This window comes from Pseudomonas sp. FSL W7-0098, assembly GCF_005930585.1.
Taxonomy (GTDB): Bacteria; Pseudomonadota; Gammaproteobacteria; order Pseudomonadales; family Pseudomonadaceae; genus Aquipseudomonas; species Aquipseudomonas bubulae.
The window spans coordinates 181,127-207,478 of the sequence record NZ_RXHW01000004.1; the positions used below are offsets into that span (position 1 = coordinate 181,127).

Consider the following 26,352-nt stretch of genomic DNA (forward strand, 5'->3'; position numbering starts at 1 on the left):
GCCCGAGGCTTTACCCGTTGAAATCACTTTGCGCATTGTTTTTAGTCGTCTTGCTGGGAGGCTGTGCCACGTTGGACGTACCCCGTGAACCCACCCAGGCGTTACCCGCCGCAGACTCGGCCTTTGGCCGCTCGATCCAGGCCCAGGCCGCGCCGTATCAAGGTCGCTCGGGGTTCAGGCTGCTGCCCAACAGCGGCGAAGCCTTCAGGGCCCGGGCCGAGTTGATTCGCAACGCGCAAACCAGCCTCGACCTGCAGTACTACATCGTCCACGACGGCTTGAGTACGCGCATGCTGATTGACGAATTGCTCAAGGCCGCAGATCGCGGCGTGCGTGTGCGCATCCTGCTCGATGACACCGCCAGTGATGGCCTGGACGATATCCTGGCCACCCTCGCCGCTCATCCCAATATCCAGATTCGCCTGTTCAACCCCCTGCAACTGGGCCGTGGAACGGGTGTAACCCGGGCGATGGGACGGCTGTTCAACCTCTCGCGCCAGCACCGGCGCATGCACAACAAACTCTGGCTGGCCGATAACAGTGCGGCGATCGTGGGCGGGCGCAATCTGGGCGATGAGTACTTCGATGCCAAGCCGGAGCTGAATTTTACCGATATCGACCTGCTTGGCGTCGGCCCGGTGGCCGAGCAATTGGGGCACAGCTTCGATCAGTACTGGAACAGTGCCCTGAGCCAGCCGATTGGTGATTTTGTCTCCTCGCAACTCTCTGAGCAGGAGCTGGGCAAGGCACGCAAACAACTGGAGACCTCGCTCAAGCGTGCGCAGCAACGCAACCCGGCGCTCTATCAGGAGCTGGCCTCATACGAAACCCGCCCGCAGCTCGACGTGTGGCGCAAGGAGCTGATCTGGGCCTGGAATCAGGCGCTGTGGGATGCTCCGAGCAAGGTGCTGGCCCGGGATGAGCCTGACCCGCATCTACTGCTGACCACACAACTGGCGCCGGAGCTGGTAGGCGTTAATCAGGAGCTGATTCTGGTTTCAGCCTACTTTGTGCCGGGTGAAACCGGGCTGGTGTACCTGACGGGCCGCGCCGATGCCGGGGTCGATGTACGTTTATTGACCAACTCCCTGGAGGCTACAGACGTGCCCGTGGTGCATGGCGGTTATGCACCCTATCGCAAGGCGCTGCTGGAGCATGGGGTCAAACTCTTCGAATTGCGCCGCCAGCCGGGCAGCAGCGGTGGCAGTGGCCCGCACTGGCTCAAGCCCGGGATGAGTTCGGATTCGAGCCTGCACAGCAAGGCGATGATCTTTGATCGGCAAAAATCCTTTATCGGTTCATTCAATTTCGATCCGCGTTCAGGCTTGTGGAACACCGAAGTCGGCGTGCTGGTGGACAGCCCCGAGCTGGCCGCCGAGGCCCGCAAACTGGCGTTGCAGGGCATGGCCCCGGCCTTGAGTTATGAGCCGAAACTGGAGCAGGGCAAGATGGTCTGGGTGACCGAAGACAATGGCCAGTTGCACACTTTGCATCATGAACCGGGCAACTGGTGGCGCCGGCTCAATGCCTGGTTCAGCAAAAGTGTGGGGCTGGAAAAAATGCTCTGATTGGCGGCTGCCCTCTCCCCAACCCTCTCCCGGAGGGAGAGGGAGCTGATCGACGGCGATTCTATAGACGTATGCGACCAGCACGGCGAAACAAGTCGCCCGACGCATGTCTGTGCTCCAATTATGTGGTGTAAAAACCATTGTGGGAGCGGGCTTGCTCGCGATGAAGGCACCGCGGTCTGTCAATCAGACCCGGTGCTGTCATCGCGGGCAAGCCCGCTCCCACAGGGTGTTGCGTTTAGAGGATTACAGCTTGATCCAGGTGGACTTCAGCTCGGTGTATTTATCAAACGCGTGCAGAGACTTGTCACGGCCGTTGCCCGACTGCTTGAAGCCACCAAACGGCGCGGTCATGTCGCCGCCATCGTATTGGTTGACCCATACGCTACCGGCGCGCAGGGCCTTGGCGGTCAGGTGAGCCTTGGAGATATCGGCCGTCCAGACGGCCGCCGCCAGGCCGTATGGCGTGTCGTTGGCAATCTTGATGGCCTCTTCGGCACTGTCGAAGGTGATAACCGACAATACCGGGCCGAAGATTTCTTCCTGGGCGATTTTCATCGCATTGCTGACGCCGTCGAAAATGGTCGGTTCAACGTAGGTGCCGCCGGTTTCTTGCAGAATTTGATTACCGCCTGCTACCAGTTTTGCGCCTTCGCTATGGCCGGACTTGATGTACGACAGCACGGTGTTCATTTGCTGGGTATCCACCAGCGCGCCCACGGTGGTTTCCGGGTCCAGCGGGTTGCCGGGCTTCCAGCCCTTGAGGGCGTCGATCACCAGCGGCAGGAACTTGTCCTTGATCGAGCGCTCCACCAGCAGGCGCGAACCCGCGGTGCAAACTTCACCCTGGTTAAAGGCAATGGCGCTGGCAGCGGCTTCGGCAGCCGCTTGCAGATCCGGCGCATCAGCGAAAACGATGTTCGGGCTCTTGCCACCGGCTTCAAGCCAGATGCGCTTCATGTTGGACTCGCCAGCGTAGATCATCAGCTGCTTGGCGATTTTGGTCGAACCGGTAAACACCAGCGTATCGACGTCCATATGCAGGGCCAGCGCCTTGCCGACCGTGTGGCCGTAGCCTGGCAGCACGTTGAAGACGCCCGCTGGAATGCCGGCTTCAACGGCCAGCGCAGCGATACGGATAGCCGTCAGAGGGGACTTTTCGGACGGCTTGAGGATGACCGAGTTACCAGTCGACAGGGCCGGGCCCAGTTTCCAGCAGGCCATCATCAGCGGGAAGTTCCACGGCACAATGGCAGCGACAACGCCCACCGGCTCGCGGGTTACCAAGCCCAGTTGGTCGTGCGGGGTGGCGGCGACTTCGTCGTAGATCTTGTCGATGGCCTCGCCGCTCCAGCTCAGCGCGCCGGCAGCACCGGGCACATCGATGTGCAGGGAGTCACTGATCGGCTTGCCCATGTCCAGGGTTTCAAGCAGGGCCAGTTCTTCAGCGTTTTGCTTGAGCAGGCCGGCAAAGCGGATCATTGCGGCTTTGCGCTTGGCCGGAGCCAGGCGGGACCAGACGCCGGACTCGAACGTCTTGCGGGCCACTTCCACGGCGCGCTGGGCGTCAGCGCTGTCGCAGCTGGCAACCTTACCCAGCAAACGGCCATCGACCGGGCTCAGACACTCGAACGTTTCATTGGAGACCGCATCGGTGTATTCACCGTTGATGAAGGCGCGACCTTCGATTTTCAGCTGTTGGGCCCGTTGTTCCCAGTCAGCACGCGTCAGGGTGGTCATTCGAGTGTCCTCCTCTTGTTGAAATGGAAGCGCCACCCTAAACCAGTGGCCCTGGAACTTTCAATATATTTGACACAGGTGGCGTAAACACCATGGCTTGTTCGTTTTAATAAACATAGACTTTAATTTTGCTGACCACACATGCCGCAATTTCGGGGGGGATAACAAAGATGAGCATCGCAAGCGTAGTCGACTTCAGCACTGCCAATACCCAGGCTGAACGTTTTAGCCCGGCCCCGGAAAAGGTGCTTAAAGGCAACCCTGAGCAAGTTATCCACAACCACTACGACAGCCCCTGTGGGCAAATGAACGCCGGGGTGTGGGAAGGAGCTGTGGGCCAGTGGACCGTCAATTACACCGAGCACGAATACTGCGAGATCGTGCAGGGCGTTTCCGTTTTGCGTGACCATGAAGGTAACGCCAAGACCCTGCGCGCCGGCGATCGCTTTGTCATCCCAGCGGGATTCAAAGGGACATGGGAAGTGCTGGAGCCCTGTCGGAAAATTTACGTAGTCTTTGAGAGCAAGGCCTGAGACAGCTGATCCAGAGCCTTCAACAAGCCCTGCCACGCTTTGATGGCGGGGCTTTTTTATGCCTGCCCTCCAGGGCTACAGGCTACAAATTCAGAAATACGTCGCCAGCGCCCTTCGCGTCAATGTGAGCCAGTCTTGGGAGAACGCCGGGCACTTAAGGAATGAGCAGGCCCGCAGCGTTATTTCATTTATCTGAAAACAGGGAAGCCCCATGTCCAGTCTGAATACTTTGAAACGCCTGTTGTTGACCACCAGCGTCCTGCTGGGGTTTTGCTCCATGCCCGCGATGGCTGAGGAGGACGGCAAGTGCAAAACGGTTGCGATCAATTTTCTGGTTGCGCCTGAGGCGACGCCTGCTTTGCTGGAGATGCTGCGCCGGGAGTCCGGGGCAACCGAGTTGCGTGTCGAGAGGCCGGGCATAGGCTACACCCGAGAGCACAACGCAGACCGCCTTCGCGTGGTCGTCGACGAAAACAACCTTATGCAGAGCTATATGTGCGGCTAAGGCTGACAAACGCGCACAAAAAAGGCCCGTATCGTGAGATATGGGCCTTTTTCGTAAGAAGAAAAACCAATTACTTGATTTTGGCTTCTTTGTAGATCACGTGCTTGCGAACCCGCGGATCGAATTTTTTGATTTCGATTTTGTCCGGAGTGGTGCGCTTGTTCTTATCAGTGGTGTAGAAATGGCCTGTACCAGCGCTCGACACCAAACGGATCAATTCACGCATGATTAGCTCCCTTAGATCTTGCCAGCACGGCGGATTTCGGCCAGCACGACAGTGATGCCACGCTTGTCGATGATACGCATGCCTTTAGCAGATACGCGCAGACGTACGAAACGTTTCTCTTCTTCAACCCAGAAGCGGTGATGCTGCAGGTTCGGCAGGAAACGACGACGGGTTTTGTTATTTGCGTGGGAAATGTTATTCCCAGTCACCGGACCCTTACCGGTAACTTGACAGACTCTCGACATGCCTCAGCCCTCTAAAACCACATGCCCAACCCGGCATGGGTTGGCCGCTTAATCTCTCAGTCATGGCGCCAGGCGCCGCGTTTCTTTAAGGGTCTTACCGGCTACACCTACAAACGCAGGAACCGGGCCCCTAGAAAAGAGCGCTGCTTTATACCAGAAAGACTAAAGAGCAACAACAAGCAGTGTGATTTGGTGTAATTAATGAAGCCGCCATTTTAACGCCAATCCGCGCGGCGTCTATGCCTTGTGGCGTTTTACCGCTCGTCGCTGGGTGAAAGGTATCGGGGGCTGGTGCCCGCTCGTAGCCGCTGCCGAAGGCTGCGATCGAGCACGTAGTGGTCGCCTTTTCACGCTTGCTCAAGGCCCTGGAAGCCCTTTCCCGGCCTGCGACAGCGACTACAGGATGTCGAATGCCATTAAAAAGTGGTCATTTGAGTACCAGAACACTAGGGTAAGACTTTTCCAGACTGCACTTGCAGATGGGCCTTATCGACTTGTACAGGAAACAGATCATGCGCCTCGCTGCCGTCCCCTTTTTGCTCACCTTTTGCCTGAGCCCGCTCGTACACGCGGCCACCTTGAGCGTTTGCACCGAGGCCAGCCCTGAAGGGTTCGACGTTGTGCAGTACAACTCGCTCAGTACCACCAATGCCTCGGCAGACGTGCTGATGAACCGCCTGCTGGACTTTGACGCTAAAGCCGCGAAGCTGGTGCCTTCACTGGCGCAAAGCTGGTCAGTGTCCCCTGAAGGTCTTGTGTACGATTTCAAGCTGCGCCCCGGGATCAAGTTCCACAGCACGCCTTATTTTTCCCCAAGCCGTGAGTTGAATGCCGATGACGTACGTTTCAGCTTCGAACGCATGCTTGACCCTGCCAACCCATGGCACAAGGTGGCGCAAAGCGGTTTTCCCCACGCACAATCCTTGCAGTTGCCTGAGCTGATCAAAAAAATTGAAACTCCGGATCCGCTGACCGTGCGCTTCACCCTGAGTCGCCCTGATTCGACCTTTTTGCCAGCGCTGAGCATGGGCTTTGCCTCGATCTACTCGGCCGAATATGCCGACAAGCTGATGAAAGCAGGCACACCGGAGCTGATGAACAGCCAGCCGATAGGTACCGGGCCTTTTGTATTCAACCGTTTCCAGAAAGACGCGGTGGTGCGCTACAAGGCCAACCCGGACTACTTTGCCGGCAAGCCAGCCGTTGACGGGCTGATTTTTGCCATCACCCCGGACGCCAACGTGCGGCTGCAAAAATTGCGTCGCAATGAATGCCAGATTGCTCTCTCGCCCAAGCCGCTGGACGTCGCAGCTGCCGCCAAGGATCCAGCGCTGGCTGTAGCGCAGACCCCGGCCTTCATGACCGCGTTTGTGGCCATCAATAGCCAGCATCCACCGCTGGATAAACCCGAGGTACGTCAGGCCATCAATCTGGCTTTCGACAAGGACACTTATCTCAAGGCCGTGTTTGAAAACAGCGCCCAAGCGGCCAACGGTATTTACCCGGCGACCACCTGGAGTTATGCCAAAGACTTGCCGGGCTATGCCCACAATCCGCAAAAAGCCCGTGAATTGCTGGCCAGGGCGGGTCTGAAAAACGGCTTCAAAACCACGATCTGGACGCGCCCGACAGGCAGCGTGCTCAATCCCAACCCGAGCCTGGGCGCGCAGTTGCTGCAAGCCGACCTGGCCAAGGTGGGTGTGCAGGCCGATATCCGGGTGATCGAATGGGGCGAGCTGATCCGTCGCGCCAAGGCTGGCGAGCATGACCTGCTGTTTATGGGCTGGGCAGGCGATAACGGTGACCCGGACAACTTCCTCACGCCGCAGTTTTCCTGTGCGGCAGTGAAATCCGGAACCAACTTTGCGCGTTATTGCGACAAGGCGCTGGACGGTTTGATCAGCCAGGGCAAAACCCTGACCGATCAGGACAAACGCAGTGCTTTGTATCAAAAGGCGCAAGCGCAGATCCAGCAACAGGCACTGTGGCTACCGCTGGCCCATCCAACGGCCTACGCACTGACCCGTAAAGACGTACAGGGATATCAGGTGAGTCCGTTTGGGCGTCAAGACTTTTCAACAGTCAGCGTTAAGCCCTGAGCCTTACATCCAGCCGCGCTCGACCATTGAAAGCGGCTGGCCGTCACCGACTATAAAATGATCCAGCACCCGCACTTCGATCAGATCAAGCGCCTGGATCAGGCGCTTGGTCAACGTGCGGTCAGCCTGGCTGGGGTCGCTGATGCCCGAGGGATGGTTGTGGCAGAAAATCACCGCTGCCGCATTGTGCGCCAGGGCACGCTTGACCACCTGGCGCGGGTAGACACTGGCGCTGTCTATCGAGCCCCTGAACAGCACCTCGAAGGCCAGCATGCGGTGCCTGGAGTCCAGAAACAGGCAGCCGAAGGCTTCGTGTGGCTCATGACGCAGCAATGACTTGAGATAATCCCGAACGACTTGCGGGCTCTCCAGCGCGCTGTCGCGGCGCAAGCGTTCGGCCAGGTGGCGGCGGCTCATTTCGAGTACGGCCTGCAACTGGCTGAACTTGGCCGGGCCCAGCCCGAGCGGGAGACAGAATGCGCGCAGATCGGCTTCGAGCAAGGCCCGCAGGCTGCCAAACTCGCTGAGCAGATGGCGCGCCAGATCGACTGCACTTTTGCCCGAAACCCCGGTGCGCAAGAAGATTGCCAGCAGTTCGGCGTCTGAAAGACTGCCTGATCCGTGTTGCAAAAGCTTCTCCCGCGGGCGCTCCGCCGCAGGCCAATCTCGAATGCTCATAACACCTCCTTGTAAATGGGCGCCGCTGTTCCCTGGCAGGCGCTGTGTTATCTTAGCCCATCATTTTTGCGCGGCATTTGGCCATTTTCTGCGCAGTCATCATCGAACTAAAAGGCAGGCCTATGCAGCGGCTGTATCGAAAACGCATTGTTTTGGGCGTCGGCGGCGGCATCGCGGCTTACAAGAGTGCAGAGCTGGTTCGCCGTCTACTGGACCAAGGCGCGGAAGTAAGGGTTGTCATGACCCGTGGCGGCAGCGAATTCATCACGCCTCTGACCATGCAGGCGTTGTCCGGGCACCCCGTTCATCTGGATTTGCTCGACCCTGCGGCTGAAGCGGCCATGGGGCATATCGAGCTGGCCAAGTGGGCCGACCTGGTACTGATTGCACCTGCAACCGCTGACCTGATTGCCCGCCTTGCCCAAGGCCTGGCCAATGACCTGCTGACCACCCTGGTGCTCGCCACGGATGCCACGGTTGCCATCGCTCCGGCGATGAACCAGGCCATGTGGCGCGACCCGGCTACCCAGGCCAATACCTGGTTGCTCGAAAGCCGCGGCCTGCGCGTGTTTGGCCCGGCCTCCGGAAGCCAGGCCTGTGGCGACGTGGGCTTTGGCCGCATGCTCGAAGCGGATGATCTGGTGAGCTGCGCCGCCGAGTGTTTTCAGCGTCAGGTGCTAACCGGCAAGCACGTGCTGATCACCGCAGGCCCTACCCAGGAAAACATCGACCCGGTGCGCTACATCACCAACCACAGCTCCGGAAAAATGGGCTTCGCCCTAGCTGAAGCAGCAGTGGAAGCCGGCGCCCGTGTGACCCTGATTACCGGCCCGGTACACCTGCCGACCCCGGATCGCGTGACCCGTATCGACGTGGTCAGTGCCCGTGACATGCTCGCAGCCTGTGAGGCGGCGATCCCCTGCGACGTGTTTATAGCGTCTGCTGCTGTTGCAGACTACCGCCCGGAAGTCATTGCCCCGCAAAAACTAAAGAAAGACCCTACCAAGGGTGACGGCCTGTTGCTGCAAATGGTGCGCAATCCAGACATTCTGGCCACTATCGCTTCACGCCCTGATCGCCCTTTCAGTGTCGGCTTTGCCGCAGAAACCGAGAACTTGCTCGATTACGCTGCGCGCAAGCTCAAAGACAAAAACCTCGACCTGATTGTCGCCAATGATGTGGCCAACCCCAGCATCGGCTTCAACAGCGAAGAGAACGCCTGCAGCGTGATCGATCGCGAACTGCACGCCACCGTATTTGCCCAGACCAGCAAGGGCAAGATTGCCCGCCAGCTGGTCACTTTTATCGCCGAACGTCTGAACCAGGTTTAACTCGTATGCACGCTTTGCAAGCCAAAATCCTCGACCCTCGCATTGGTAACGAATTCCCGCTGCCGCAGTACGCCACTCCTGGCTCTGCCGGCCTGGACCTGCGCGCCATGCTTAAAGAAGACACCGTTCTGGAGCCGGGCCAGACCCTGCTGATCCCCACCGGCCTGTCGGTGTACATCGGCGACCCGGGCCTTGCCGCCCTGATCCTGCCGCGCTCGGGCCTGGGCCATAAGCACGGTATCGTACTGGGGAACCTGGTCGGCCTTATCGACTCTGACTATCAAGGCGAACTGATGGTGTCGTGCTGGAACCGTGGCCAGACCGCCTTCAACATCACCATCGGCGAGCGTATCGCTCAACTGGTGCTGGTGCCGGTAGTGCAGGCGCACTTTGAGCTGGTCGAAGAGTTCGACGAAAGCCAGCGTGGCGCTGGCGGTTTTGGCCACTCCGGCAAGCTCTGATTTGTATTTCAAGGCCAGGCGTCCTGCCTGGCCTTTCACGCATCCCCGAACCCCTCTGAACATGGAGTCTCCCCCTACAATGAGTAGCTCAGCTTCGGTCGCACCGAAATTCCCTGACAGCATTTTTCGCGCCTACGATATTCGTGGCGTGGTGCCGGAAACCTTGACGGCTGAAACCGCGTACTGGATAGGCCGCGCCATTGGCGCCGAGAGCCTGGCCAAGGGTGAGCCCCATGTGTCGGTAGGTCGGGATGGGCGCTTGTCGGGCCCTGAGCTGGTCGAACGCCTGATCCAGGGTGTGGCGGACAGTGGCTGCCAGGTCAGTGATGTGGGGCTGGTGCCGACACCCGCCCTGTATTACGCGGCTAACGTATTGGCAGGCAAGTCGGGGGTCATGCTCACAGGCAGCCACAACCCGTCGAACTACAACGGTTTTAAAATCGTGATCGCGGGCGATACGCTGGCCAACGAACAAATTCAGGCATTGCATACACGCCTGAAAACCAACGATTTGACCTGGGGCGAAGGCAGCATTGAACGCGTTGACATCTTGTCGCGCTACGCCGAAGTGATTACCCGTGACATCAAGTTGGCCAAGCCCTTGAAGGTAGTGGTCGATTGCGGCAACGGCGCTGCTGGCGTGATTGCACCGCAACTGATTGAAGCGTTGGGTTGTGAAGTGATCCCGTTGTTCTGTGAGGTGGATGGCAACTTCCCCAACCATCACCCTGACCCGGGCAAGCCGGAAAACCTCGTGGACCTGATTGCCAAGGTCAAGGAAAGCAATGCCGATGTAGGCCTGGCCTTCGATGGTGATGGCGATCGCGTGGGCGTGGTGACCAACACCGGCACCATGGTGTTCCCGGACCGTTTGCTGATGTTGTTTGCCCAGGATGTCCTGGAGCGTAACCCGGCAGCCGAGGTCATTTTCGACGTGAAGTGCACACGTCGACTGGCACCCTGGATTGAAGCCTGTGGCGGCCGCCCGCTGATGTGGAAAACCGGTCACTCCCTGATCAAAAAGAAAATGAAAGAAACCGGCGCCCTGCTGGCTGGCGAAATGAGCGGGCATATCTTTTTCAAAGAGCGCTGGTTCGGTTTTGACGACGGTATCTACAGCGCTGCGCGCCTGCTGGAGATCCTCAGCAAGCGTCAGGCAACCGCTGAAGAGCTGTTTGAGACCTTCCCGAACGATATTTCTACGCCTGAAATCAATATCGATGTGACGGACGAGAGCAAATTCAGCATCATTGAGGCTCTGCACGATGCTCAATGGGGCGAGGCCGCCGAGTTGACGTCCATTGATGGTGTGCGGGTTGACTACCCTCATGGCTGGGGCCTGGTTCGCGCCTCCAACACCACGCCGGTGCTGGTGCTGCGATTCGAGGCCGAAACAGAGGCCGAACTGCAACGCATCAAGGATGTCTTTCACGCTCAATTGAAGCGTGTGGCACCTGATCTCCAACTACCGTTTTGATCGACTTGTTCTACCGGAGCCCTGAATGACCCTCGAACGTGATGCCGCCTCCAACGTCGCCAAGGTTTTGTCCGAAGCGCTGCCCTACATTCGCCGTTACGTCGGCAAGACGCTGGTGATCAAGTACGGCGGCAACGCTATGGAGAACGATGACCTGAAAACCGGCTTTGCCCGTGACATCGTGCTGATGAAGGCCGTGGGTATCAACCCGGTCGTGGTCCACGGTGGCGGCCCGCAAATCGGTGATCTGCTCAAGCGTTTATCCATCGAGAGCCATTTTATCGACGGCATGCGCGTGACCGACTCGCAAACCATGGATGTGGTGGAAATGGTGCTGGGCGGCCATGTGAACAAGGAAATCGTCAACCTGATCAACCGCCACGGCGGCAGTGCCATCGGCCTGACCGGTAAGGACGCGACGCTGATTCGCGCCAAAAAGATGGTCGTGACCCGTCAGACGCCGGAAATGACCAAGCCGGAAATCATCGACTTCGGTCATGTGGGCGAGGTCATCGACATCAATACCGACCTGCTGCACATGTTGACCAAGGGTGATTTCATCCCGGTTATCGCGCCAATCGGTGTGGGCGCCAATGGCGAATCCTACAACATCAACGCCGACCTGGTGGCAGGCAAGGTTGCCGAAGCCCTCAAGGCCGAGAAACTGATGCTGCTGACCAACATCGCCGGCTTGATGGACAAGGAAGGCAAGGTGCTGACCGGCCTGACTACCGCTCAGGTGGATGACCTGATCGCCGACGGCACCATTTATGGTGGCATGCTGCCAAAAATCCGCTGCGCGCTGGAAGCCGTGCAAGGTGGCGTGACCACGGCGCATATCGTCGACGGTCGCGTGCCGAATGCCGTACTGCTGGAAATCTTCACCGATACCGGTGTGGGTACGCTGATTACCAACAGCAAACCGGCTTAAGCAGAACCAAAAAAAGCCCCGCCCGGAGTGATCCGGGCGGGGCTTTTTGATGGGCGAGGGGATTAAATCCCGTACTGCGCCCGGTACGCTTCAACGGCTGGCAGGTATTGCTTGAGGGTTTCGTCTTCGGCCAGGAACTGCAAAACCTGGTTCAACGAAACGATGCTGATCACCGGAATACCGAAGTCGCGCTCGACTTCCTGGATCGCCGACAGCTCGCCATTGCCGCGCTCCTGACGGTTGAGGGCAATCATCACGCCGGCCGCCTTGGCGCCCTGGGCCTGGATGATTTGCATCACTTCACGGATAGCGGTACCGGCCGTGATCACGTCGTCGATGATCAGGATATCGCCTTCAAGCGGCGAGCCAACCAGGCTACCGCCTTCGCCATGAGCCTTGGCTTCCTTGCGGTTGAAGCACCACGGCAGATCACGGTCGTGGTGCTCGGCAAGCGCTACGGCAGTGGTCGCCGCCAGGGGGATGCCCTTATAGGCCGGACCAAACAGCACGTCGAAGGAAATACCGCTGTCAACGATGGCGGCAGCATAGAAGCGCCCCAGCTGGGCCAGTGCAGAGCCGGTGTTGAACAGCCCGGCATTGAAGAAGTAAGGGCTGGTACGGCCCGACTTCAGGGTGAACTCACCGAAGCGCAAAACGCCACGATCGATGGCAAAGCGGATGAAATCGCGCTGATACGCTTGCATGAAAAAAGTCCCCAGATACCACGGATTTAGCTAATTAGTAAGACGGCGTGTATCATACACGCACGTGATTTTTGGGGCCATTTATGCGGATCATCAGTGTGAACGTCAATGGTATTCAGACGGCAGTCGAGCGCGGTTTGCTCAGTTGGCTGCAAGCTCAGAATGCCGACGTTATCTGCCTGCAGGACACCCGTGCCTCCGCCTTTGAACTGGACGATCCAGCCTACCAGCTCGATGGCTACTTTCTTTATGCCTGTGACGCCGAAGTCCCCGCCCAAGGTGGCGTGGCTTTGTACTCGCGGCTACAGCCGAAAGCAGTCATCACCGGGCTTGGCTTCGAGACGGCCGATCGCTACGGGCGCTACCTGCAAGCCGATTTCGATAAGGTCAGCATCGCGACCTTGCTGCTCCCTTCGGGGCAGAACGGCGATGAAGACTTGAATCAAAAATTCAAGCTAATGGACGACTTTGCCCGCTACCTGGATAAGCAGCGTCGCAAGCGTCGTGAGTACATCTACTGCGGCTCGCTGTATGTGGCGCAGCAGAAACTCGACATTAAAAACTGGCGCGACAGCCAGCAATCGCCCGGCTTCCTGGCGCCTGAACGGGCCTGGATGGATGAGATTGTCGGCAACATGGGATATGTCGATGCCCTGCGTGAAGTCAGTCGTGAAGGTGACCAGTACAGCTGGTGGCCGGATAACGAACAGGCCGAGATGCTGAATCTGGGCTGGCGTTTTGACTACCAGCTGCTGACACCGGGCTTGCGCCGCTTTGTACGAAGCGCTCGCATGCCGCGTCAGCCACGCTTCTCGCAGCACGCGCCATTGATCGTGGACTACGACTGGACACTGACTATCTAAGTGTTGATCGCAGATCCAGAAAAAGGCTCCCGCTCTGTTATCAAGGGCGGGGGCCTTTTTTGTATCCGAGGCACTTTCAGGCGAAACTGGGCGTTCGTTTATGCAAGGTGCGTATCCGGTACTGCAAAAGCACAGCGGCAATAAAAGTGACAACAGCCTGCAGTACGATGAATAGATAGATTGAAGGGCTATTAAAGTCATACAGGTAAATGACCGGGATAAACCCTGCAAGCATAAAGGTATTGATCAGTACTTGAGGGATCAGGGTGTCTCGCATTGCCCGCAAGTGGCTTGCCGTGAGCGAGAAGTAAAGCGAGCTCAATACCGACATGCATATCGCCACAAATCCTTCACTGGTAAACGTCAGCGAGCGGTCGCCAAAGATAAAAAACAAACCGCTTCCCAGCGCATAAAAACCCCCTGCAATCACGGCCATGAGCACGGCGGCGGCTAGTTGTCCGCGCGGGTAGATCTTGTCCGCATCCACGATATGCTGGCTGGTATAGACGCTATGAAGCTGAGCGAACGCTATGACCGGAATGCTGAGAAATCCGATAATAGACATACAGATCGAAAGATCGGCAACCAGGCTTTCATTCAGCGACAGCAGTTTTCCGTTAAGCAGGTAAAAGTACAATTTTTGCCCCGCTACCCCGGCGGCAATAGGAAAGCCCATTGAAACGACGTCTGCCAGTATTTTTGGCTTGACGAGGATGTGCCGGTATCCGAGCCGCATAGAGAGGCAGGCCAGGGAGATGAAGAGGGCTGTTTCGACAATCAAGAAGTAGCCAACAGCCAAGAAAACAAAGTCGTGCTTGCTGCAAAAAACAAAACAAAACATCAGGAATGCGCAGCCTGCACACGTGCACCACTTCTTTACGGTTGCACACGGCAAGGAGTGTCCAGAGGCTTCGTGGAAAAGATGGGTGAAGGTATTGATTACCAGCAAAGGGATGGCCGGAATATAAATAAGAGACAGGTAAAAGAGTTTATCCCTGTCAAGGCTGTCCAGAAAACGGATGGAGGGGAGGTAAGCGAATACGGCAAGGGCTGCGGCAAACGCAATGGCAGCGAATAAAACCGCTATCGACAGTCCGCTCTCAAAGACTGCCTGGGGAGTGAGCGCATTTTTTTGATGATGAACGATATTGCCAATAGCCGCCAGCGGCATGTAGAAAAGGGTAGATATAACTGAAAAGATCGCCAGGACATAGGCGAACACAGGAAGATCGGCAATATTCTTGTGCGCGAGCAGCGCCGCAGCGATGGAAATGCCAAAAAATGGAAAGAGTCGACTGACAATAAAATTCCATAAGTTTTCCTTTAGATTTTGCTCATAGGTCAACTTCACGTTCGACGTTTCCATAGGGTTATCATGCAATGCCCAAATATAGGCTAACAGGCATCCCTATAAGTTCGCATATCCAAGATAAGATGATGCCAGATTTCATCCACTTCCAGCGCGGGTGGCAGGACGGGATACATTGCTTGGTATTTTTATTGAGAAACAAAAGTTTTTATAATACTGGATCGCTATCTCTGCTTCTATCGGTGTCCACTGCCGCCAGAGCAATGGGGTGCAGCACCTTTTTGAGAATTCATCACGGCAGTTTTCATAATATCTTTATCCTTAAAGATAGTGGCGAAGACTGATCAAGCAGTCGACATAAAAACTAGACGAGTAAAAACAAATAGTCAACAGCATATTTTCAAGTGCCACTTGGCCTTTATTTAAATTCGGTATTCACAGATGGCCATTGCACTAACATGGCGCGATAAATAACGGTGCGCTTTAAAATAAGGCTCTCTTAAAGGCATGGTTTATTTAGCGCGCATAAGTAAGTAGTTGTCGTTAAACGAATGCCTGGATAAACAAAGCATCGTACTGACGTCCACTCACCTGTTGTTTTGGCTCCCGCAATCAGCAAGCGTAGAAAAGCCCACCGAGGTGGGCTTTTCTACAAGGTGCCTGAGTTGCTGACTGAAACCTTACTTGATCGGCCGCCAGGTGAAGGGATAACGGTACACCACCCCGTCATTGGCCTTGACCCCTGCAATCACCACCAGCACTACCGCGCCAATCAGTACCAGGCCCAGCAGCGCAAAGCCGATCAGCACGAACATCAGCACATAGCAAATGGCCGAAGCAATCGCCACGGTGATCTGGAAGTTCAGTGCTTCCTTGCCCTGGTCGTCAATAAACGGGTCGCTCTCGCGCTTTACCTGCCACAGGATCAGCGGGCCGATCAGGCTGCCAAACGGAAACCACATCCCGAGGAACGCCGAAAAATGACAGAACATCGCCCATTTCCGGGCGTCGCGGCCCGGTTTGGGTGTTGAAAGATCCAGCTCACTCATCACGTTCTCCGGTTGGTCGTTTGAAGGCTTTGACAGTCAATCCGGCAATTTAGTCGGCCAATGCCGCTTGTTGCAGGGCAAAAATTTCGTTCATGCCTTTTTGTGCCAGTGCCAGCATGGCGTTCAGCTCTTCAGGCTGGAACGGTGCGCCTTCGGCGGTGCCCTGAACTTCGATGAAACCGCCGCTGCTGGTCATCACCACGTTGAGGTCGGTTTCGGCTGCCGAATCTTCAGGATAGTCCAGGTCAAGTACCGGTACGCCCTGGTACATGCCCACCGATACCGCCGCGATCATCTGCTTGATCGGGTCACCGCCTTTGAGGCCGCCACGCTTCTTGATGATCTTCAGGGCGTCGACCAGAGCAACCATGGCGCCGGTGATCGAGGCAGTGCGGGTGCCGCCGTCAGCCTGGATTACGTCGCAGTCGACGTACAAAGTGATATCGCCCAGTTTGGACATATCCAGTGCAGCACGCAGGGAGCGGCCGATCAGGCGCTGGATTTCCAGGGTGCGCCCGCCTTGCTTGCCGCGGCTGGCTTCGCGCTGGTTACGGTCGCCGGTGGCGCGTGGCAGCATGCCGTATTCGGCAGTCAGCCAGCCCTGGCCCTGGCCTTTGAGGAACCGCGGTACGCCATTCTCGACGCTGACGGTGCAGATGACTTTGGTGTCACCGAACTCGACCAGTACAGAACCCTCTGCGTGTTTGGTGTAGTTGCGGGTGATGCGGATCGGGCGGAGCTGATCGGCAACGCGACCACTTGGACGTTTCATGTGGGATACCTGTACGGGACGGAAAACTGCCGAGCATTATAAAGGAAAGGCCATGGCTGCGCAGGGCGCGTCTGTGAACCCTGGCGGGGAACGAAGATTGGATGTATTTACGACCGACGCCATTTGGGGCAGTTGCCCGCACTGCGTTACAATCTGTCGTCTAACCTGCCGCCAGGCTTAACTCATCCAATCGCGAGGTACCGTCCATGGTGCACAGCATGACCGCCTTTGCCCGCGTCGAAAGCGCCGGCACTCAGGGCACCCTGAGTTGGGAGCTGCGTTCGGTCAACAGCCGCTACCTGGAGCCGCACCTGCGTCTGCCTGAATCTTTCCGTGACCTCGAGGGCGCGGTGCGTGAAGCGCTGCGCCAGGGCATCTCCCGGGGCAAGCTGGAATGCACTTTGCGTTTCACTGAAGAAACCACCGGCAAGCCGCTGCAGGTTGACCGCGAGCGTGCCGCCCAGCTGGTGGCCGCCGCCGAGACCATCGCCAGCCTGATCAAGCAGCCTGCCGCGCTCAACCCGCTGGAAGTCCTGGCCTGGCCCGGTGTTCTGGTAGCCGATGCCAGCGACCCGCAAGCCTTGAACACCCAGGCCCTGGCGCTGTTCAAGCAAGGCCTGCAAGAACTGAAAAACGGCCGTGAGCGCGAAGGCGCGGAACTGGCCCGCCTGATCAGCGATCGCTTGACCGCCATCGAAAGCGATGTCGAAACCCTGCGCGAGCTGGTACCGCAAATGCTCGCCACCCAGCGTCAAAAGGTCCTCGATCGCTTTGCCGACATGAAGGCCGAGCTTGACCCCCAGCGCCTTGAACAGGAAATGGTTCTGCTCGCGCAAAAAAGCGACGTGGCCGAAGAGCTGGACCGCCTGAGCACCCATATTCTTGAAGTACGCCGCGTACTCAAGTCGGGGGGTGCTGCCGGGCGACGCCTGGACTTCCTGATGCAAGAACTGAATCGCGAGGCCAATACCCTGGGCTCCAAGGCATTCGATCCACGCAGTACCCAAGCGGCGGTCAACCTCAAGGTGTTGATCGAGCAGATGCGTGAACAAGTACAGAATATTGAGTAAGGCACACCCTGACATGACCCACAGCACTGGCACCCTTTATATCGTTTCTGCTCCTTCGGGCGCAGGCAAGACCAGCCTGGTCAAGGCATTGATCGACGTTGAGCCGCAGATCCGGGTATCGGTCTCGCACACCACCCGTGCCATGCGCCCAGGTGAAGTGAATGGCGTGAACTATCATTTTGTCGAGCGCGAAGAGTTCGTGAAAATGATCGAGCACGGTGACTTCCTGGAACGTGCCGAAGTGTTCGGCAACCTTTACGGCACTTCGCAAAGCCACCTGCAGCAGACCCTGGATGAAGGCCACGACCTGATTCTGGAAATCGACTGGCAAGGTGCAGAGCAGGTGCGCAAGCTGATGCCGCAGGCGCGCTCGATCTTTATCCTGCCGCCGAGCCAGGAAGCCTTGCGTCAGCGTCTGGACAACCGTGGCCAGGACAGCGACGAAATCATTGACGCACGCATGCGCGAAGCCGTGAGTGAAATGAGCCACTATGTGGACTATGACTACCTGATCATCAACGACGATTTTGCCCTGGCACTTGAAGACTTGAAGGCCATTTTCCGTGCCAATCGCCTTCAGCAAAAACGCCAGCAACAGCGTTTTGGCAAATTACTGGCCGAACTGCTCGGTTAATGAACACTTCCCAAAACCCCTGTAAGGGCTTTACATTGGCGCTTACAGAGGTTTTAGGAGCAGTGACGGAAAAATCAGCGCTTCCCTAATGGCTGGTGATTTTTTAAACTGTTCAGTCCGCTCGCCCATCCGGGCAGCGCGCATATTGCATTTGCTACGAGGAAGACCATGGCCCGCGTAACCGTTGAAGACTGTCTAGAACACGTGGATAACCGCTTTGAGCTGGTCATGCTCTCTACCAAGCGTGCCCGTCAACTGGCCACCGGCGGTAAAGAGCCTCTGGTGCAGTGGGAAAACGACAAGCCTACCGTTGTTGCCCTGCGCGAAATCGCAGAAGGCCTGATGAGCTACGAGTTTATCGCCAACGCTGAAATCGTCGAAGACGAACCGCTGTTCGCAGCGTTCGAGGACGAGTCCAACGAGGCGAACTAAGCCTATGCCCGGTCGACGTAGCACGGCGAAGGGTAAAAAGTTTTGGCAGGAGGTTTCCTCATGCCGAGCATAGACGCCCTCGCCGATCGCTTGTCGGCGTACCTCGGCCCGGACCAGGTCAATCTGGTCCGCCGGGCGTACTTCTACGCAGAACAAGCCCACGACGGCCAACGCCGACGCAGCGGCGAGCCTTATGTCACGCACCCGCTGGCAGTGGCAAATATCCTTGCCGACATGCATATGGACCATCAGAGCCTGATGGCGGCCATGCTGCATGACGTGATTGAAGACACCGGTATTGCCAAGGAAGCGCTGGTAGCGCAGTTCGGCGAAACCGTGGCCGACCTGGTCGATGGAGTCAGCAAGCTGACTCAGATGAACTTCGAAACCAAGGCCGAAGCCCAGGCTGAAAACTTCCAGAAGATGGCCATGGCCATGGCACGCGATATCCGCGTGATCCTGGTGAAGCTGGCTGACCGTCTGCACAACATGCGCACCCTCGAAGTGCTGTCCGGCGAAAAACGCCGACGGATTGCCAAGGAAACCCTGGAAATCTACGCACCCATCGCCAATCGGCTGGGCATGCACAGCATTCGTATCGAATTCGAAGACCTCGGTTTCAAGGCGATGTACCCGATGCGCTCCGCGCGCATTTATCAGGCGGTCAAACGCGCTCGGGGCAATCGCAAGGAAATCGTCAACAAAATTGAAGAATCGCTCAGCCACTGCCTGGCCATCGATGGCATTCAGGGCGAAGTCAGCGGTCGTCAAAAGCATATCTACGGCATCTACAAGAAGATGCGCGGCAAACGCCGGGCTTTTAACGAGATCATGGATGTTTACGCATTCCGGATCATCGTCGACAAGGTCGACACCTGCTACCGCGTGCTGGGCGCTGTACATAATTTGTACAAGCCCCTGCCGGGCCGGTTCAAGGACTACATCGCCATTCCCAAGGCCAACGGCTACCAGTCGTTGCATACCACGCTGTTTGGCATGCATGGCGTACCGATCGAGATCCAGATCCGTACCCGTGAAATGGAAGAAATGGCCAACAACGGCATCGCCGCCCACTGGCTTTACAAGTCCAGTGGCGACGAGCAGCACACGGGCACCCACGCCCGGGCGCGGCAATGGGTCAAGGGCGTGCTGGAAATGCAGCAACGCGCCGGCAACTCCCTCGAATTTATCGAAAGCGTGAAGATCGACCTGTTCCCGGACGAGGTCTACGTGTTTACGCCCAAAGGACGGATCATGGAGCTGCCCAAAGGCTCCACGGCCGTCGACTTTGCCTACGCGGTGCACACCGACGTGGGCAACAGCTGCATCGCCTGTCGCATCAACCGGCGTCTCGCACCGCTGTCCGAGCCGCTGCAAAGCGGCTCCACGGTCGAGATCGTCAGCGCTCCCGGCGCCCGCCCCAACCCGGCCTGGCTTAACTTTGTGGTCACCGGCAAGGCGCGTACCCATATTCGCCATGCGCTCAAGCTGCAACGCCGTTCCGAGTCGGTCAACCTGGGCGAACGCCTGCTCAACAAGGTGCTTAACGGCTTCAACAGCGCGCTGGACAAGATCCCGGCCGAACGCGTTCAGGCCATGCTCCAGGAGTACCGCCTGGAGCAGATCGAAGACCTGCTCGAAGATATCGGCCTCGGCAATCGCATGGCCTACGTGGTGGCCCGACGCCTGTTGGGCGAAGGCGAAGCATTGCCGAGCCCGGAAGGCCCGCTGGCGATTCGCGGCACCGAAGGCCTGGTGCTCAGCTACGCCAAATGCTGTACGCCGATCCCGGGGGATCCGATCGTTGGCCATTTGTCCGCAGGCAAAGGCATGGTCGTGCACCTGGACAACTGCCGCAATATCAGTGAAATCCGCCACAACCCCGAAAAGTGCATTCAGCTGTCGTGGGCCAAGGACGTTACCGGCGAGTTCAACGTTGAATTGCGCGTCGAACTGGAACACCAGCGCGGCCTGATTGCGCTGTTGGCCAGCAGCGTCAACGCTGCCGACGGCAATATCGAAAAGATCAGCATGGACGAACGCGATGGTCGCATCAGCGTGGTCCAACTGGTGGTCAGCGTACACGACCGTGTACACCTGGCCCGCGTGATCAAAAAACTGCGCGCCCTTACCGGGGTTATCCGCATCACTCGCATGCGTGCGTAGCCATCTAATTACAAGGAGTCACCCATGTCCAAGACTGTTATCACCAGCGACAAGGCACCTGCTGCAATCGGTACTTATTCTCAGGCGATCAAAGCTGGCAATACTGTCTACATGTCCGGTCAAATCCCGCTGGACCCAAAAACCATGGAACTGGTTGAAGGCTTTGAAGCCCAGACCATCCAGGTTTTCGAAAACCTGAAGTCGGTCGCTGAAGCCGCAGGCGGTTCGTTCAAGGACATCGTCAAGCTGAACATCTTCCTGACTGACCTGAGCCACTTCGCCAAGGTCAACGAGATCATGGGCACCTACTTCGAACAACCCTATCCGGCCCGCGCCGCCATTGGCGTTGCTGCACTGCCAAAGGGCTCGCAGGTAGAAATGGACGCTATTCTGGTTATTGAGTAACGCCCTCGGCGCAGCGTCTTCATGCTGCGCCACCCCCCCGCTCTTCCCGGCTTCAAAAGGATTCCACCATGCGCAAAGCGCTAGTGTTGTCACTGCTCTCCATTGTTTTGGGTGGTTGTGCCAGCGAACCCGCCCCCCGTGATATCAGTGGCATCTGGATCAATCAGGCAGCAATAGATGAAGCGGCCAAGGGTGGCGGCCTGCTTGACGCCTTGTCGTCGTCAGGGCCAACCCTGGAATGGAGCATCGACGCCAAAAACGCCAAGGCCACCTGGCGAAGCAGCTTTGAGCGGGACGAGGGTACGCTGGTGCCTGATGGCAGCGCGTCGTGGAAGGTCAATTTCTATGGCGGTGAAAATACTGACCTGAAGCTCGAAGGCTCTGAATTAATACAGGCAGCGACTGAATCCTTTCCGCGGCAGGCGTTCGTACGTCCAGCTCAAAGTGATGTCGGTGAAGTTTCCCGGGGCACAAATGCAGATTTGTTCAAATCGGTGCATTTTGAGCAGGCACTCAAGTCAGCCTATCTTGGGGGCGAATGGCGCGTACTGAGTGGTGCAGGTCAGGGTGCCAAGGTGACATTCTCGCCCAAGGGGCAAGTCAGTGGATTGCCTGGCATCAATGGCTATGAGCTGTGCCTGGGAGGTGACTGCGCCACTATGAGCGGCGGTTTGGACAGCCTCTGGCTTCAGCAGGGGGAAATGGGCGCAGCGCATATTTTTGTGCGCAAAGGCCGCACACTTGAAATCTTCGAGGCGGTGGACGTCTCAGCGCCCGACGAAATGCCCCAGTTCTACCCGGGCAAGCGTGAGTGGGCGCTGGAGAAGCTGTAAGCCAACCAAACGCCCGCTCCCACAAGATAACTCTCAGGCCTGCTCCCCCAAAATCGCAGCATAGCCCTCGCGATAATTCGAATAGCGCGGCTCCCAGCCCAGCGCCTTGGCGCGGGCATTGCTGCAGCGCTTGCTGCCTGCGCGGCGCACGCTCGCTTCGGCGGCCCATTCGGTAATGCCCAACCGCTCGCGCAACCAGTCCACCACTTCTGCCAGTGGCGCCGGTGCGTTATCCACACCTATATAGCAGTCATCCAGCGCCTTGCCCTGACGATCAGCCTCCAGCAGAAAGGCCAGCAGCCCCGCAGCATCATCGGCATGGATACGGTTGCCATACAGCGGCGGCTCAACCGCCACGCGATAACCTTTGCGCACTTGCCCCAGCAGCCATTCACGACCCGGCCCGTAGATCCCGGTCAGGCGTACCGCGCTGGCAGCGATGCCACTCTCCAGCGCCACTCGCTCGGCATCCAGGATGATCCGGCCAGAGTAGTTGGTGCTCAGGGCGGGCGATGTTTCGTCGATCCATTCCCCGTCTTTCTGGGCGTAAACGCCACTGCTGGATACAAACAGCAGACGCTTGGGTCGCTGACCATGCTGCTCCAGCCAACTCAGGGTGTTTTTCAGGCCGTCTACATATGCCGCCTGATAGCCCGCTTCGTCATGCTCGGTCGCCGCCGCGCTGTACACCACGTAGTCAATTTGCCCGGTTGGCCATTGCGTCGGGCATTGCTCGCTGAACAAATCGCCCTCCACACCGATAACGCCCGTGGGTAAACGGTCAATGGAGCGGCGCAGGCCGTAGACCTGCCAATCCTGGTCGAGCAGTTGAGTCGCCAGACGGCTGCCGACATCACCGCATCCGACGATCAATACAGAGGCTTTGGGCATCGCAAAAATCCTAATGAAAAGTTACAAAAAGACGTAATTTGGCACGACCAAAGTCGTGACTTCCGAAAAAAACAGATGCTATTGCTTTTGTTAACAAGAATTACTTGCAATAATAACCCATCATTTTGCCCTTGGTCTTACAACGCGTTGTAGGGCATTACCTCATTACTTTTCTCAGGTCCGGCTAGCATGACACGCAATCATCCCACCGCTTCGCCAACCCAGCCTTCGAGCCCTGCACGCGTCTGGCGTGGGGTGGCGGCGCTGATGTTCAGCTTGATGTTGGCACCTGTTGCGGCATTTGCCGACGAGCCTGCTGCCCCGGCCGTGCACGCGGCCACTGAAGCAGCTGCCCCGGCACCTGTTGCTGCACCGGGTACGACTGATCCTACACTGGTTGAAGGCGCTGCTGCGCCAGCCGATAACGCGCCGCAAATAGTCGCAGAAGAAGACAACAGCCTGGGCATGGCCCATGACCTGTCGCCTTGGGGCATGTACAAAAACGCAGACATCATCGTCAAAATCGTAATGATCGGCCTGGCTATTGCTTCGATCATCACCTGGACGATCTGGATTGCCAAAGGCTTTGAAGTCCTGGGTGCCAAGCGTCGTCTGCGCAGTGAAATTGCCCAACTGAAAAAAGCTCGCACCTTGAAAGAAGCCAGCGAGACGGCTGGCAAAGAAGGCACCCTGGCCCACTTGCTGGTGCAGGACGCCCTTGAAGAAATGCGCCTGTCGGCCAACAGCCGTGAAAAAGAAGGCATCAAGGAGCGTGTAAGCTTCCGTCTTGAGCGTCTGGTTGCAGCGTGCGGTCGCAACATGAGCAGCGGCACTGGCGTACTCGCCACCATCGGTTCCACAGCACCGTTCGTCGGTCTGTTCGGTACCGTATGGGGCATCATGAACAGCTTTATCGGCATCGCCAAAACCCAGACCACCAACCTGGCAGTTGTTGCGCCGGGTATTGCCGAAGCCCTGCTGGCCACGGCACTGGGCCTGGTCGCAGCGATCCCTGCGGTAGTGATTTACAACGTCTTCGCCCGCTCCATCACCGGCTACAAGGCCCAGGTGGCGGATGCATCTGCTGAAGTGTTGCTGTTGGTTAGCCGTGACCTCGATCACCTGCCGCCCGAGCGCAGCTCGCAACCGCACATGGTGAAAGTGGGGTAATCGGCCATGGGCCTGCATTTAAAAGAAGGCGATGACGATCTCGCCGAAAACCATGAAATCAACGTCACCCCCTTTATTGACGTGATGCTGGTACTGCTGATCATCTTTATGGTGGCAGCACCGCTGGCCACTGTGGATATCAAGGTTGACTTGCCTGCTTCCAGCGCCAAACCGGCGCCTCGTCCTGAGAAACCGGTGTTCCTCAGCGTCAAGGCTGATCAGCGCCTGTACCTGGGCGAAGAACCGGTCACGGTTGAAGCCCTGGGCCCGACCCTGGATGCCAGGACCCACAACAACAAAGACACGACGATCTTCTTCCAGGCCGACAAGGGCGTGGACTACGGTGACCTGATGAGCGTGATGGATGCTTTGCGCGCAGCGGGTTATTTGAAGGTGGGTCTGGTCGGACTTGAGACGGCAGCCAAGAAATGACCATAGCGCGCCAAAAGATGACGCGTTACGCAATCAGCCTGGCCGCGGTGTTGGCCATCCATGCAGTGGCCGTGATTCTGGCCCTGCAATGGTCCAACCCGCGCGCTATCGAACTTCCGCCGCAAGCGATGATGGTTGACCTGGCACCGCTGCCAGCACCACCGCCGCCTGCGCCGCCCAAAGTGGTGACACCGCCACAACCCCCGGCGCCAGTGGAAGAGTTGCCGATACCCAAGCTGGCCGAAGCGCCCAAGCCGAAGATTTCTGTACCCAAACCGGTCAAGCCCAAGCAAAAGCCTCAACCGCCCAAGCCTGTGGAAAAACCGGACCCGGTCAAAGAGAAACCTTCAGAAGAGAAACCGAGCGACGCAACGCCGACCAAAAATACCAGCGAGAAATCCGCTGCACCGGCACCGGGGCCGTCGGCGCAACAACTGGCGGCCAAGGCCAGTTGGGAAGGCACTTTGCTCAGTCACCTGGGCAAGTACAAAAAGTACCCGCCTGCTGCGCAATCCCGTGGCAAGGAAGGCTTGAACCGTCTGCGCTTCGTGGTAGACGCCGAAGGCAAGGTACTGTCCTACGAACTGGTAGGGCGCTCTGGCAACGCCGATCTGGACCGGGCCACCCTGGAAATGATTCGCCGGGCACAACCCTTGCCCAAACCGCCGCCTGAAATGCTGACCAATGGCAGCATCGAGATCGTGGCACCCTTCGTTTATTCCATCGATAAACGTCGGCGCTAACACCACAAAGGGCACCTCAGGGTGCCCTTTGTGCATCTGCGGTCTGGATAAAAAACCAGTCATACCTTGATTGGCTACTGTAGCTCTGAGGGTAATGTCTGATAACGTGCGTCTATCGATTGCAGCCGCTATGCTTGGCCCGCAACCACAGGGACGCACGCTATGACGCTTACAGAATTACGCTACATCGTTACCCTCGCCCAAGAGCAGCACTTCGGCCACGCCGCCGAGCGCTGCCATGTCAGCCAGCCGACCCTGTCGGTGGGTGTGAAAAAACTGGAAGACGAACTCGGTGTGCTGATTTTCGAGCGCAGCAAAAGTGCCGTGCGTGTAACCCCCGTGGGCGAAGCCATCGTGGCCCAGGCGCAAAAGGTGCTGGAGCAGGCCCAGGGCATTCGCGAACTGGCTCAGGCCGGCAAGAACCAGCTGACCGCTCCGCTTAAAGTAGGCGCGATCTATACCGTGGGTCCGTATCTGTTCCCGCATCTGATCCCGCAACTGCACCGGGTTGCCCCGCAGATGCCGTTGTATATCGAAGAAAACTTCACCCATGTGCTGCGCGACAAACTGCGCAACGGCGAGCTGGATGCAATCATCATCGCCCTGCCGTTCCAGGAAGCCGACGTGCTGACCATGCCGCTGTATGACGAGCCGTTTTACGTGCTCATGCCCAGCGAGCACCCGTGGACCAAAAAAGACACCATCGACGCCAGCCTGCTCAACGACAAGAGCCTGCTGTTGCTGGGCGAAGGTCACTGCTTCCGCGATCAGGTGCTGGAAGCCTGCCCGACTGTGGCCAAAGGCAATGATGGCGCCATGCACACCACGGTCGAATCCAGCTCGCTGGAAACCATCCGCCACATGGTCGCTTCCGGCCTGGGTATCTCGATTCTGCCGTTGTCGGCTGTCGACAGTCATCACTATGCCCCGGGCATCCTGGCCGTGCGTCCGCTGACCCCGCCGGTACCGTTCCGCACCGTTGCCATCGCCTGGCGCGCCAGCTTCCCGCGGCCAAAGGCGATTGAAATCCTCGCCGACTCGATCCGCCTGTGCTCGGTGGCCAAGCCGCCTGCCGCGACCTAAGT

At 57.8% G+C, this 26,352-nt stretch carries 27 protein-coding genes and 1 pseudogene; 19 read left to right on the forward strand and 9 right to left on the reverse strand.

Annotated elements, in window-relative coordinates:
* Positions 1-17: 17 nt before the first annotated feature.
* A complete protein-coding gene (locus FHL07_RS08965) occupies positions 18-1,568 on the forward strand; it encodes a phospholipase D family protein (RefSeq protein ID WP_138738393.1) in 1,551 nt (516 codons plus the stop codon).
* 246 nt (positions 1,569-1,814) lie between these two features.
* Here FHL07_RS08965 and FHL07_RS08970 read toward each other — a convergent pair whose 3' ends face one another.
* Positions 1,815-3,308 carry an aldehyde dehydrogenase gene (locus FHL07_RS08970; protein ID WP_094999728.1) on the reverse strand — a complete coding sequence of 498 codons (1,494 nt, stop codon included), beginning with the start codon at positions 3,306-3,308 and terminating at the stop codon, positions 1,815-1,817.
* 170 nt (positions 3,309-3,478) lie between these two features.
* Here FHL07_RS08970 and FHL07_RS08975 point away from each other — a divergent pair, with 170 nt between their 5' ends.
* Both FHL07_RS08975 and FHL07_RS08980 read left to right on the forward strand, forming a co-directional pair.
* A complete protein-coding gene (locus FHL07_RS08975) occupies positions 3,479-3,841 on the forward strand; it encodes a cupin domain-containing protein (RefSeq protein ID WP_094999727.1) in 363 nt (120 codons plus the stop codon).
* A gap of 211 nt (positions 3,842-4,052) precedes the next feature.
* A complete protein-coding gene (locus tag FHL07_RS08980; RefSeq protein WP_094999726.1) occupies positions 4,053-4,346 on the forward strand; it encodes an I78 family peptidase inhibitor in 294 nt (97 codons plus the stop codon).
* Positions 4,347-4,416: 70 nt separating this feature from the next.
* On the opposite strand, the gene rpmG is transcribed toward FHL07_RS08980, so the two are convergent.
* Positions 4,417-4,572 carry a 50S ribosomal protein L33 gene (rpmG, locus tag FHL07_RS08985; RefSeq protein WP_003437824.1) on the reverse strand — a complete coding sequence of 52 codons (156 nt, stop codon included), beginning with the start codon at positions 4,570-4,572 and terminating at the stop codon, positions 4,417-4,419.
* 11 nt (positions 4,573-4,583) lie between these two features.
* Positions 4,584-4,817 (reverse strand): 50S ribosomal protein L28, encoded by a 234-nt coding sequence (gene rpmB, locus FHL07_RS08990; RefSeq protein ID WP_019410280.1) that lies wholly within the window; start codon positions 4,815-4,817, stop codon positions 4,584-4,586.
* Between the two features lie 512 nt (positions 4,818-5,329).
* Here rpmB and FHL07_RS08995 point away from each other — a divergent pair.
* Positions 5,330-6,916 carry an ABC transporter substrate-binding protein gene (locus FHL07_RS08995; RefSeq protein WP_130872185.1) on the forward strand — a complete coding sequence of 529 codons (1,587 nt, stop codon included), beginning with the start codon at positions 5,330-5,332 and terminating at the stop codon, positions 6,914-6,916.
* Positions 6,917-6,919: 3 nt separating this feature from the next.
* Here the strand turns inward: FHL07_RS08995 and radC are convergent, their stop codons facing one another.
* Positions 6,920-7,594 (reverse strand): RadC family protein, encoded by a 675-nt coding sequence (radC, locus tag FHL07_RS09000; RefSeq protein ID WP_095017867.1) that lies wholly within the window; start codon positions 7,592-7,594, stop codon positions 6,920-6,922.
* Between the two features lie 122 nt (positions 7,595-7,716).
* Here radC and coaBC point away from each other — a divergent pair, with 122 nt between their 5' ends.
* The 4 genes and pseudogenes from coaBC (at position 7,717) to argB (ending at position 11,794) form a co-directional block, all read left to right on the forward strand.
* Positions 7,717-8,925: a bifunctional phosphopantothenoylcysteine decarboxylase/phosphopantothenate--cysteine ligase CoaBC gene (gene coaBC, locus FHL07_RS09005; RefSeq protein ID WP_138738394.1), complete on the forward strand. Its 1,209-nt coding sequence runs from the start codon at positions 7,717-7,719 to the stop codon at positions 8,923-8,925.
* A 5-nt stretch (positions 8,926-8,930) separates the two neighbouring features.
* Positions 8,931-9,386 carry a dUTP diphosphatase gene (gene dut / locus FHL07_RS09010; RefSeq protein ID WP_016782694.1) on the forward strand — a complete coding sequence of 152 codons (456 nt, stop codon included), beginning with the start codon at positions 8,931-8,933 and terminating at the stop codon, positions 9,384-9,386.
* Between the two features lie 55 nt (positions 9,387-9,441).
* A pseudogene (locus FHL07_RS09015) lies at positions 9,442-10,863 on the forward strand (phosphomannomutase/phosphoglucomutase); the annotation flags it as partial.
* A 25-nt stretch (positions 10,864-10,888) separates the two neighbouring features.
* The gene (gene argB / locus FHL07_RS09020) at positions 10,889-11,794 is read left to right on the forward strand and encodes an acetylglutamate kinase (protein ID WP_016782696.1); all 906 of its coding nucleotides are present in this window, start codon (positions 10,889-10,891) and stop codon (positions 11,792-11,794) included.
* Between the two features lie 62 nt (positions 11,795-11,856).
* Here argB and pyrE read toward each other — a convergent pair whose 3' ends face one another.
* Positions 11,857-12,498 carry an orotate phosphoribosyltransferase gene (gene pyrE, locus FHL07_RS09025; protein WP_094999720.1) on the reverse strand — a complete coding sequence of 214 codons (642 nt, stop codon included), beginning with the start codon at positions 12,496-12,498 and terminating at the stop codon, positions 11,857-11,859.
* An 83-nt stretch (positions 12,499-12,581) separates the two neighbouring features.
* On the opposite strand from pyrE, the gene FHL07_RS09030 reads away from it, so the two are divergent.
* Positions 12,582-13,361, forward strand: a complete 780-nt coding sequence (locus FHL07_RS09030) for an exodeoxyribonuclease III (RefSeq protein WP_016782698.1) — start codon at positions 12,582-12,584, stop codon at positions 13,359-13,361.
* 76 nt (positions 13,362-13,437) lie between these two features.
* On the opposite strand, the gene FHL07_RS09035 is transcribed toward FHL07_RS09030, so the two are convergent.
* The 3 genes from FHL07_RS09035 to rph all read right to left on the reverse strand — a co-directional run bounded on the left by FHL07_RS09035 (position 13,438) and on the right by rph (position 16,491).
* Entirely contained in the window at positions 13,438-14,712 is a 1,275-nt protein-coding gene (locus FHL07_RS09035; protein ID WP_138738395.1) for a hypothetical protein, read from the reverse strand.
* A 638-nt stretch (positions 14,713-15,350) separates the two neighbouring features.
* On the reverse strand, positions 15,351-15,719 hold the full coding sequence (locus tag FHL07_RS09040) for a DUF4870 domain-containing protein (RefSeq protein WP_094999718.1): 369 nt from the start codon (positions 15,717-15,719) through the stop codon (positions 15,351-15,353).
* Between the two features lie 49 nt (positions 15,720-15,768).
* Entirely contained in the window at positions 15,769-16,491 is a 723-nt protein-coding gene (rph, locus tag FHL07_RS09045) for a ribonuclease PH (protein WP_016782701.1), read from the reverse strand.
* 206 nt (positions 16,492-16,697) lie between these two features.
* Between rph and FHL07_RS09050 the strand changes: the two genes are divergently transcribed.
* From FHL07_RS09050 to FHL07_RS09075, 6 genes are all read left to right on the forward strand, one after another.
* Entirely contained in the window at positions 16,698-17,561 is an 864-nt protein-coding gene (locus tag FHL07_RS09050; protein WP_095017870.1) for a YicC/YloC family endoribonuclease, read from the forward strand.
* Between the two features lie 13 nt (positions 17,562-17,574).
* Complete coding sequence (gene gmk, locus FHL07_RS09055) at positions 17,575-18,195, forward strand: guanylate kinase (protein WP_016782706.1); 621 nt, start codon at positions 17,575-17,577, stop codon at positions 18,193-18,195.
* 168 nt (positions 18,196-18,363) lie between these two features.
* Positions 18,364-18,627, forward strand: coding sequence for a DNA-directed RNA polymerase subunit omega (gene rpoZ / locus FHL07_RS09060; RefSeq protein WP_016782707.1), 264 nt, complete (start codon positions 18,364-18,366; stop codon positions 18,625-18,627).
* A 60-nt stretch (positions 18,628-18,687) separates the two neighbouring features.
* The gene (gene spoT / locus FHL07_RS09065) at positions 18,688-20,793 is read left to right on the forward strand and encodes a bifunctional GTP diphosphokinase/guanosine-3',5'-bis pyrophosphate 3'-pyrophosphohydrolase (RefSeq protein WP_016782708.1); all 2,106 of its coding nucleotides are present in this window, start codon (positions 18,688-18,690) and stop codon (positions 20,791-20,793) included.
* A 24-nt stretch (positions 20,794-20,817) separates the two neighbouring features.
* Positions 20,818-21,198, forward strand: a complete 381-nt coding sequence (locus FHL07_RS09070) for a RidA family protein (RefSeq protein WP_016782709.1) — start codon at positions 20,818-20,820, stop codon at positions 21,196-21,198.
* Positions 21,199-21,266: 68 nt separating this feature from the next.
* A complete protein-coding gene (locus FHL07_RS09075) occupies positions 21,267-22,031 on the forward strand; it encodes a hypothetical protein (protein ID WP_094999715.1) in 765 nt (254 codons plus the stop codon).
* A gap of 33 nt (positions 22,032-22,064) precedes the next feature.
* On the opposite strand, the gene FHL07_RS09080 is transcribed toward FHL07_RS09075, so the two are convergent.
* Positions 22,065-22,922, reverse strand: coding sequence for an NAD-dependent epimerase/dehydratase family protein (locus FHL07_RS09080; RefSeq protein ID WP_094999714.1), 858 nt, complete (start codon positions 22,920-22,922; stop codon positions 22,065-22,067).
* Positions 22,923-23,111: 189 nt separating this feature from the next.
* Between FHL07_RS09080 and exbB the strand changes: the two genes are divergently transcribed.
* The 4 genes from exbB to FHL07_RS09100 all read left to right on the forward strand — a co-directional run bounded on the left by exbB (position 23,112) and on the right by FHL07_RS09100 (position 26,350).
* Positions 23,112-24,092: a tonB-system energizer ExbB gene (exbB, locus tag FHL07_RS09085; RefSeq protein ID WP_094999713.1), complete on the forward strand. Its 981-nt coding sequence runs from the start codon at positions 23,112-23,114 to the stop codon at positions 24,090-24,092.
* Between the two features lie 6 nt (positions 24,093-24,098).
* Positions 24,099-24,524 (forward strand): TonB system transport protein ExbD, encoded by a 426-nt coding sequence (gene exbD, locus FHL07_RS09090; RefSeq protein ID WP_016782713.1) that lies wholly within the window; start codon positions 24,099-24,101, stop codon positions 24,522-24,524.
* Positions 24,521-25,267 (forward strand): TonB family protein, encoded by a 747-nt coding sequence (locus tag FHL07_RS09095; RefSeq protein ID WP_094999712.1) that lies wholly within the window; start codon positions 24,521-24,523, stop codon positions 25,265-25,267. The genes exbD and FHL07_RS09095 overlap by 4 nt, the downstream gene beginning before the upstream one ends.
* Positions 25,268-25,429: 162 nt before the next feature.
* Positions 25,430-26,350, forward strand: a complete 921-nt coding sequence (locus FHL07_RS09100; RefSeq protein WP_094999711.1) for a hydrogen peroxide-inducible genes activator — start codon at positions 25,430-25,432, stop codon at positions 26,348-26,350.
* Positions 26,351-26,352: the final 2 nt, after the last annotated feature.

What these genes read in the sequence shown, in the direction of transcription:
- exbD (WP_016782713.1), top strand. Translation starts at nt 24,099, where the DNA reads ATGGGCCTGCATTTAAAAGAAGGCGATGACGATCTCGCCGAAAACCAT.
- FHL07_RS08975 (WP_094999727.1), top strand. Translation starts at nt 3,479, where the DNA reads ATGAGCATCGCAAGCGTAGTCGACTTCAGCACTGCCAATACCCAGGCT.
- rpmG (WP_003437824.1), bottom strand. Translation starts at nt 4,572, where the DNA reads ATGCGTGAATTGATCCGTTTGGTGTCGAGCGCTGGTACAGGCCATTTC.
- dut (WP_016782694.1), top strand. Translation starts at nt 8,931, where the DNA reads ATGCACGCTTTGCAAGCCAAAATCCTCGACCCTCGCATTGGTAACGAA.
- FHL07_RS09040 (WP_094999718.1), bottom strand. Translation starts at nt 15,719, where the DNA reads ATGAGTGAGCTGGATCTTTCAACACCCAAACCGGGCCGCGACGCCCGG.
- radC (WP_095017867.1), bottom strand. Translation starts at nt 7,594, where the DNA reads ATGAGCATTCGAGATTGGCCTGCGGCGGAGCGCCCGCGGGAGAAGCTT.
- FHL07_RS08970 (WP_094999728.1), bottom strand. Translation starts at nt 3,308, where the DNA reads ATGACCACCCTGACGCGTGCTGACTGGGAACAACGGGCCCAACAGCTG.
- FHL07_RS09075 (WP_094999715.1), top strand. Translation starts at nt 21,267, where the DNA reads ATGCGCAAAGCGCTAGTGTTGTCACTGCTCTCCATTGTTTTGGGTGGT.
- FHL07_RS09030 (WP_016782698.1), top strand. Translation starts at nt 12,582, where the DNA reads ATGCGGATCATCAGTGTGAACGTCAATGGTATTCAGACGGCAGTCGAG.
- argB (WP_016782696.1), top strand. Translation starts at nt 10,889, where the DNA reads ATGACCCTCGAACGTGATGCCGCCTCCAACGTCGCCAAGGTTTTGTCC.
- FHL07_RS09080 (WP_094999714.1), bottom strand. Translation starts at nt 22,922, where the DNA reads ATGCCCAAAGCCTCTGTATTGATCGTCGGATGCGGTGATGTCGGCAGC.
- FHL07_RS09100 (WP_094999711.1), top strand. Translation starts at nt 25,430, where the DNA reads ATGACGCTTACAGAATTACGCTACATCGTTACCCTCGCCCAAGAGCAG.
- coaBC (WP_138738394.1), top strand. Translation starts at nt 7,717, where the DNA reads ATGCAGCGGCTGTATCGAAAACGCATTGTTTTGGGCGTCGGCGGCGGC.
- FHL07_RS09095 (WP_094999712.1), top strand. Translation starts at nt 24,521, where the DNA reads ATGACCATAGCGCGCCAAAAGATGACGCGTTACGCAATCAGCCTGGCC.
- rpoZ (WP_016782707.1), top strand. Translation starts at nt 18,364, where the DNA reads ATGGCCCGCGTAACCGTTGAAGACTGTCTAGAACACGTGGATAACCGC.
- rpmB (WP_019410280.1), bottom strand. Translation starts at nt 4,817, where the DNA reads ATGTCGAGAGTCTGTCAAGTTACCGGTAAGGGTCCGGTGACTGGGAAT.
- spoT (WP_016782708.1), top strand. Translation starts at nt 18,688, where the DNA reads ATGCCGAGCATAGACGCCCTCGCCGATCGCTTGTCGGCGTACCTCGGC.
- FHL07_RS08995 (WP_130872185.1), top strand. Translation starts at nt 5,330, where the DNA reads ATGCGCCTCGCTGCCGTCCCCTTTTTGCTCACCTTTTGCCTGAGCCCG.
- exbB (WP_094999713.1), top strand. Translation starts at nt 23,112, where the DNA reads ATGACACGCAATCATCCCACCGCTTCGCCAACCCAGCCTTCGAGCCCT.
- pyrE (WP_094999720.1), bottom strand. Translation starts at nt 12,498, where the DNA reads ATGCAAGCGTATCAGCGCGATTTCATCCGCTTTGCCATCGATCGTGGC.
- rph (WP_016782701.1), bottom strand. Translation starts at nt 16,491, where the DNA reads ATGAAACGTCCAAGTGGTCGCGTTGCCGATCAGCTCCGCCCGATCCGC.
- gmk (WP_016782706.1), top strand. Translation starts at nt 17,575, where the DNA reads ATGACCCACAGCACTGGCACCCTTTATATCGTTTCTGCTCCTTCGGGC.
- FHL07_RS09050 (WP_095017870.1), top strand. Translation starts at nt 16,698, where the DNA reads ATGGTGCACAGCATGACCGCCTTTGCCCGCGTCGAAAGCGCCGGCACT.
- FHL07_RS09070 (WP_016782709.1), top strand. Translation starts at nt 20,818, where the DNA reads ATGTCCAAGACTGTTATCACCAGCGACAAGGCACCTGCTGCAATCGGT.
- FHL07_RS08980 (WP_094999726.1), top strand. Translation starts at nt 4,053, where the DNA reads ATGTCCAGTCTGAATACTTTGAAACGCCTGTTGTTGACCACCAGCGTC.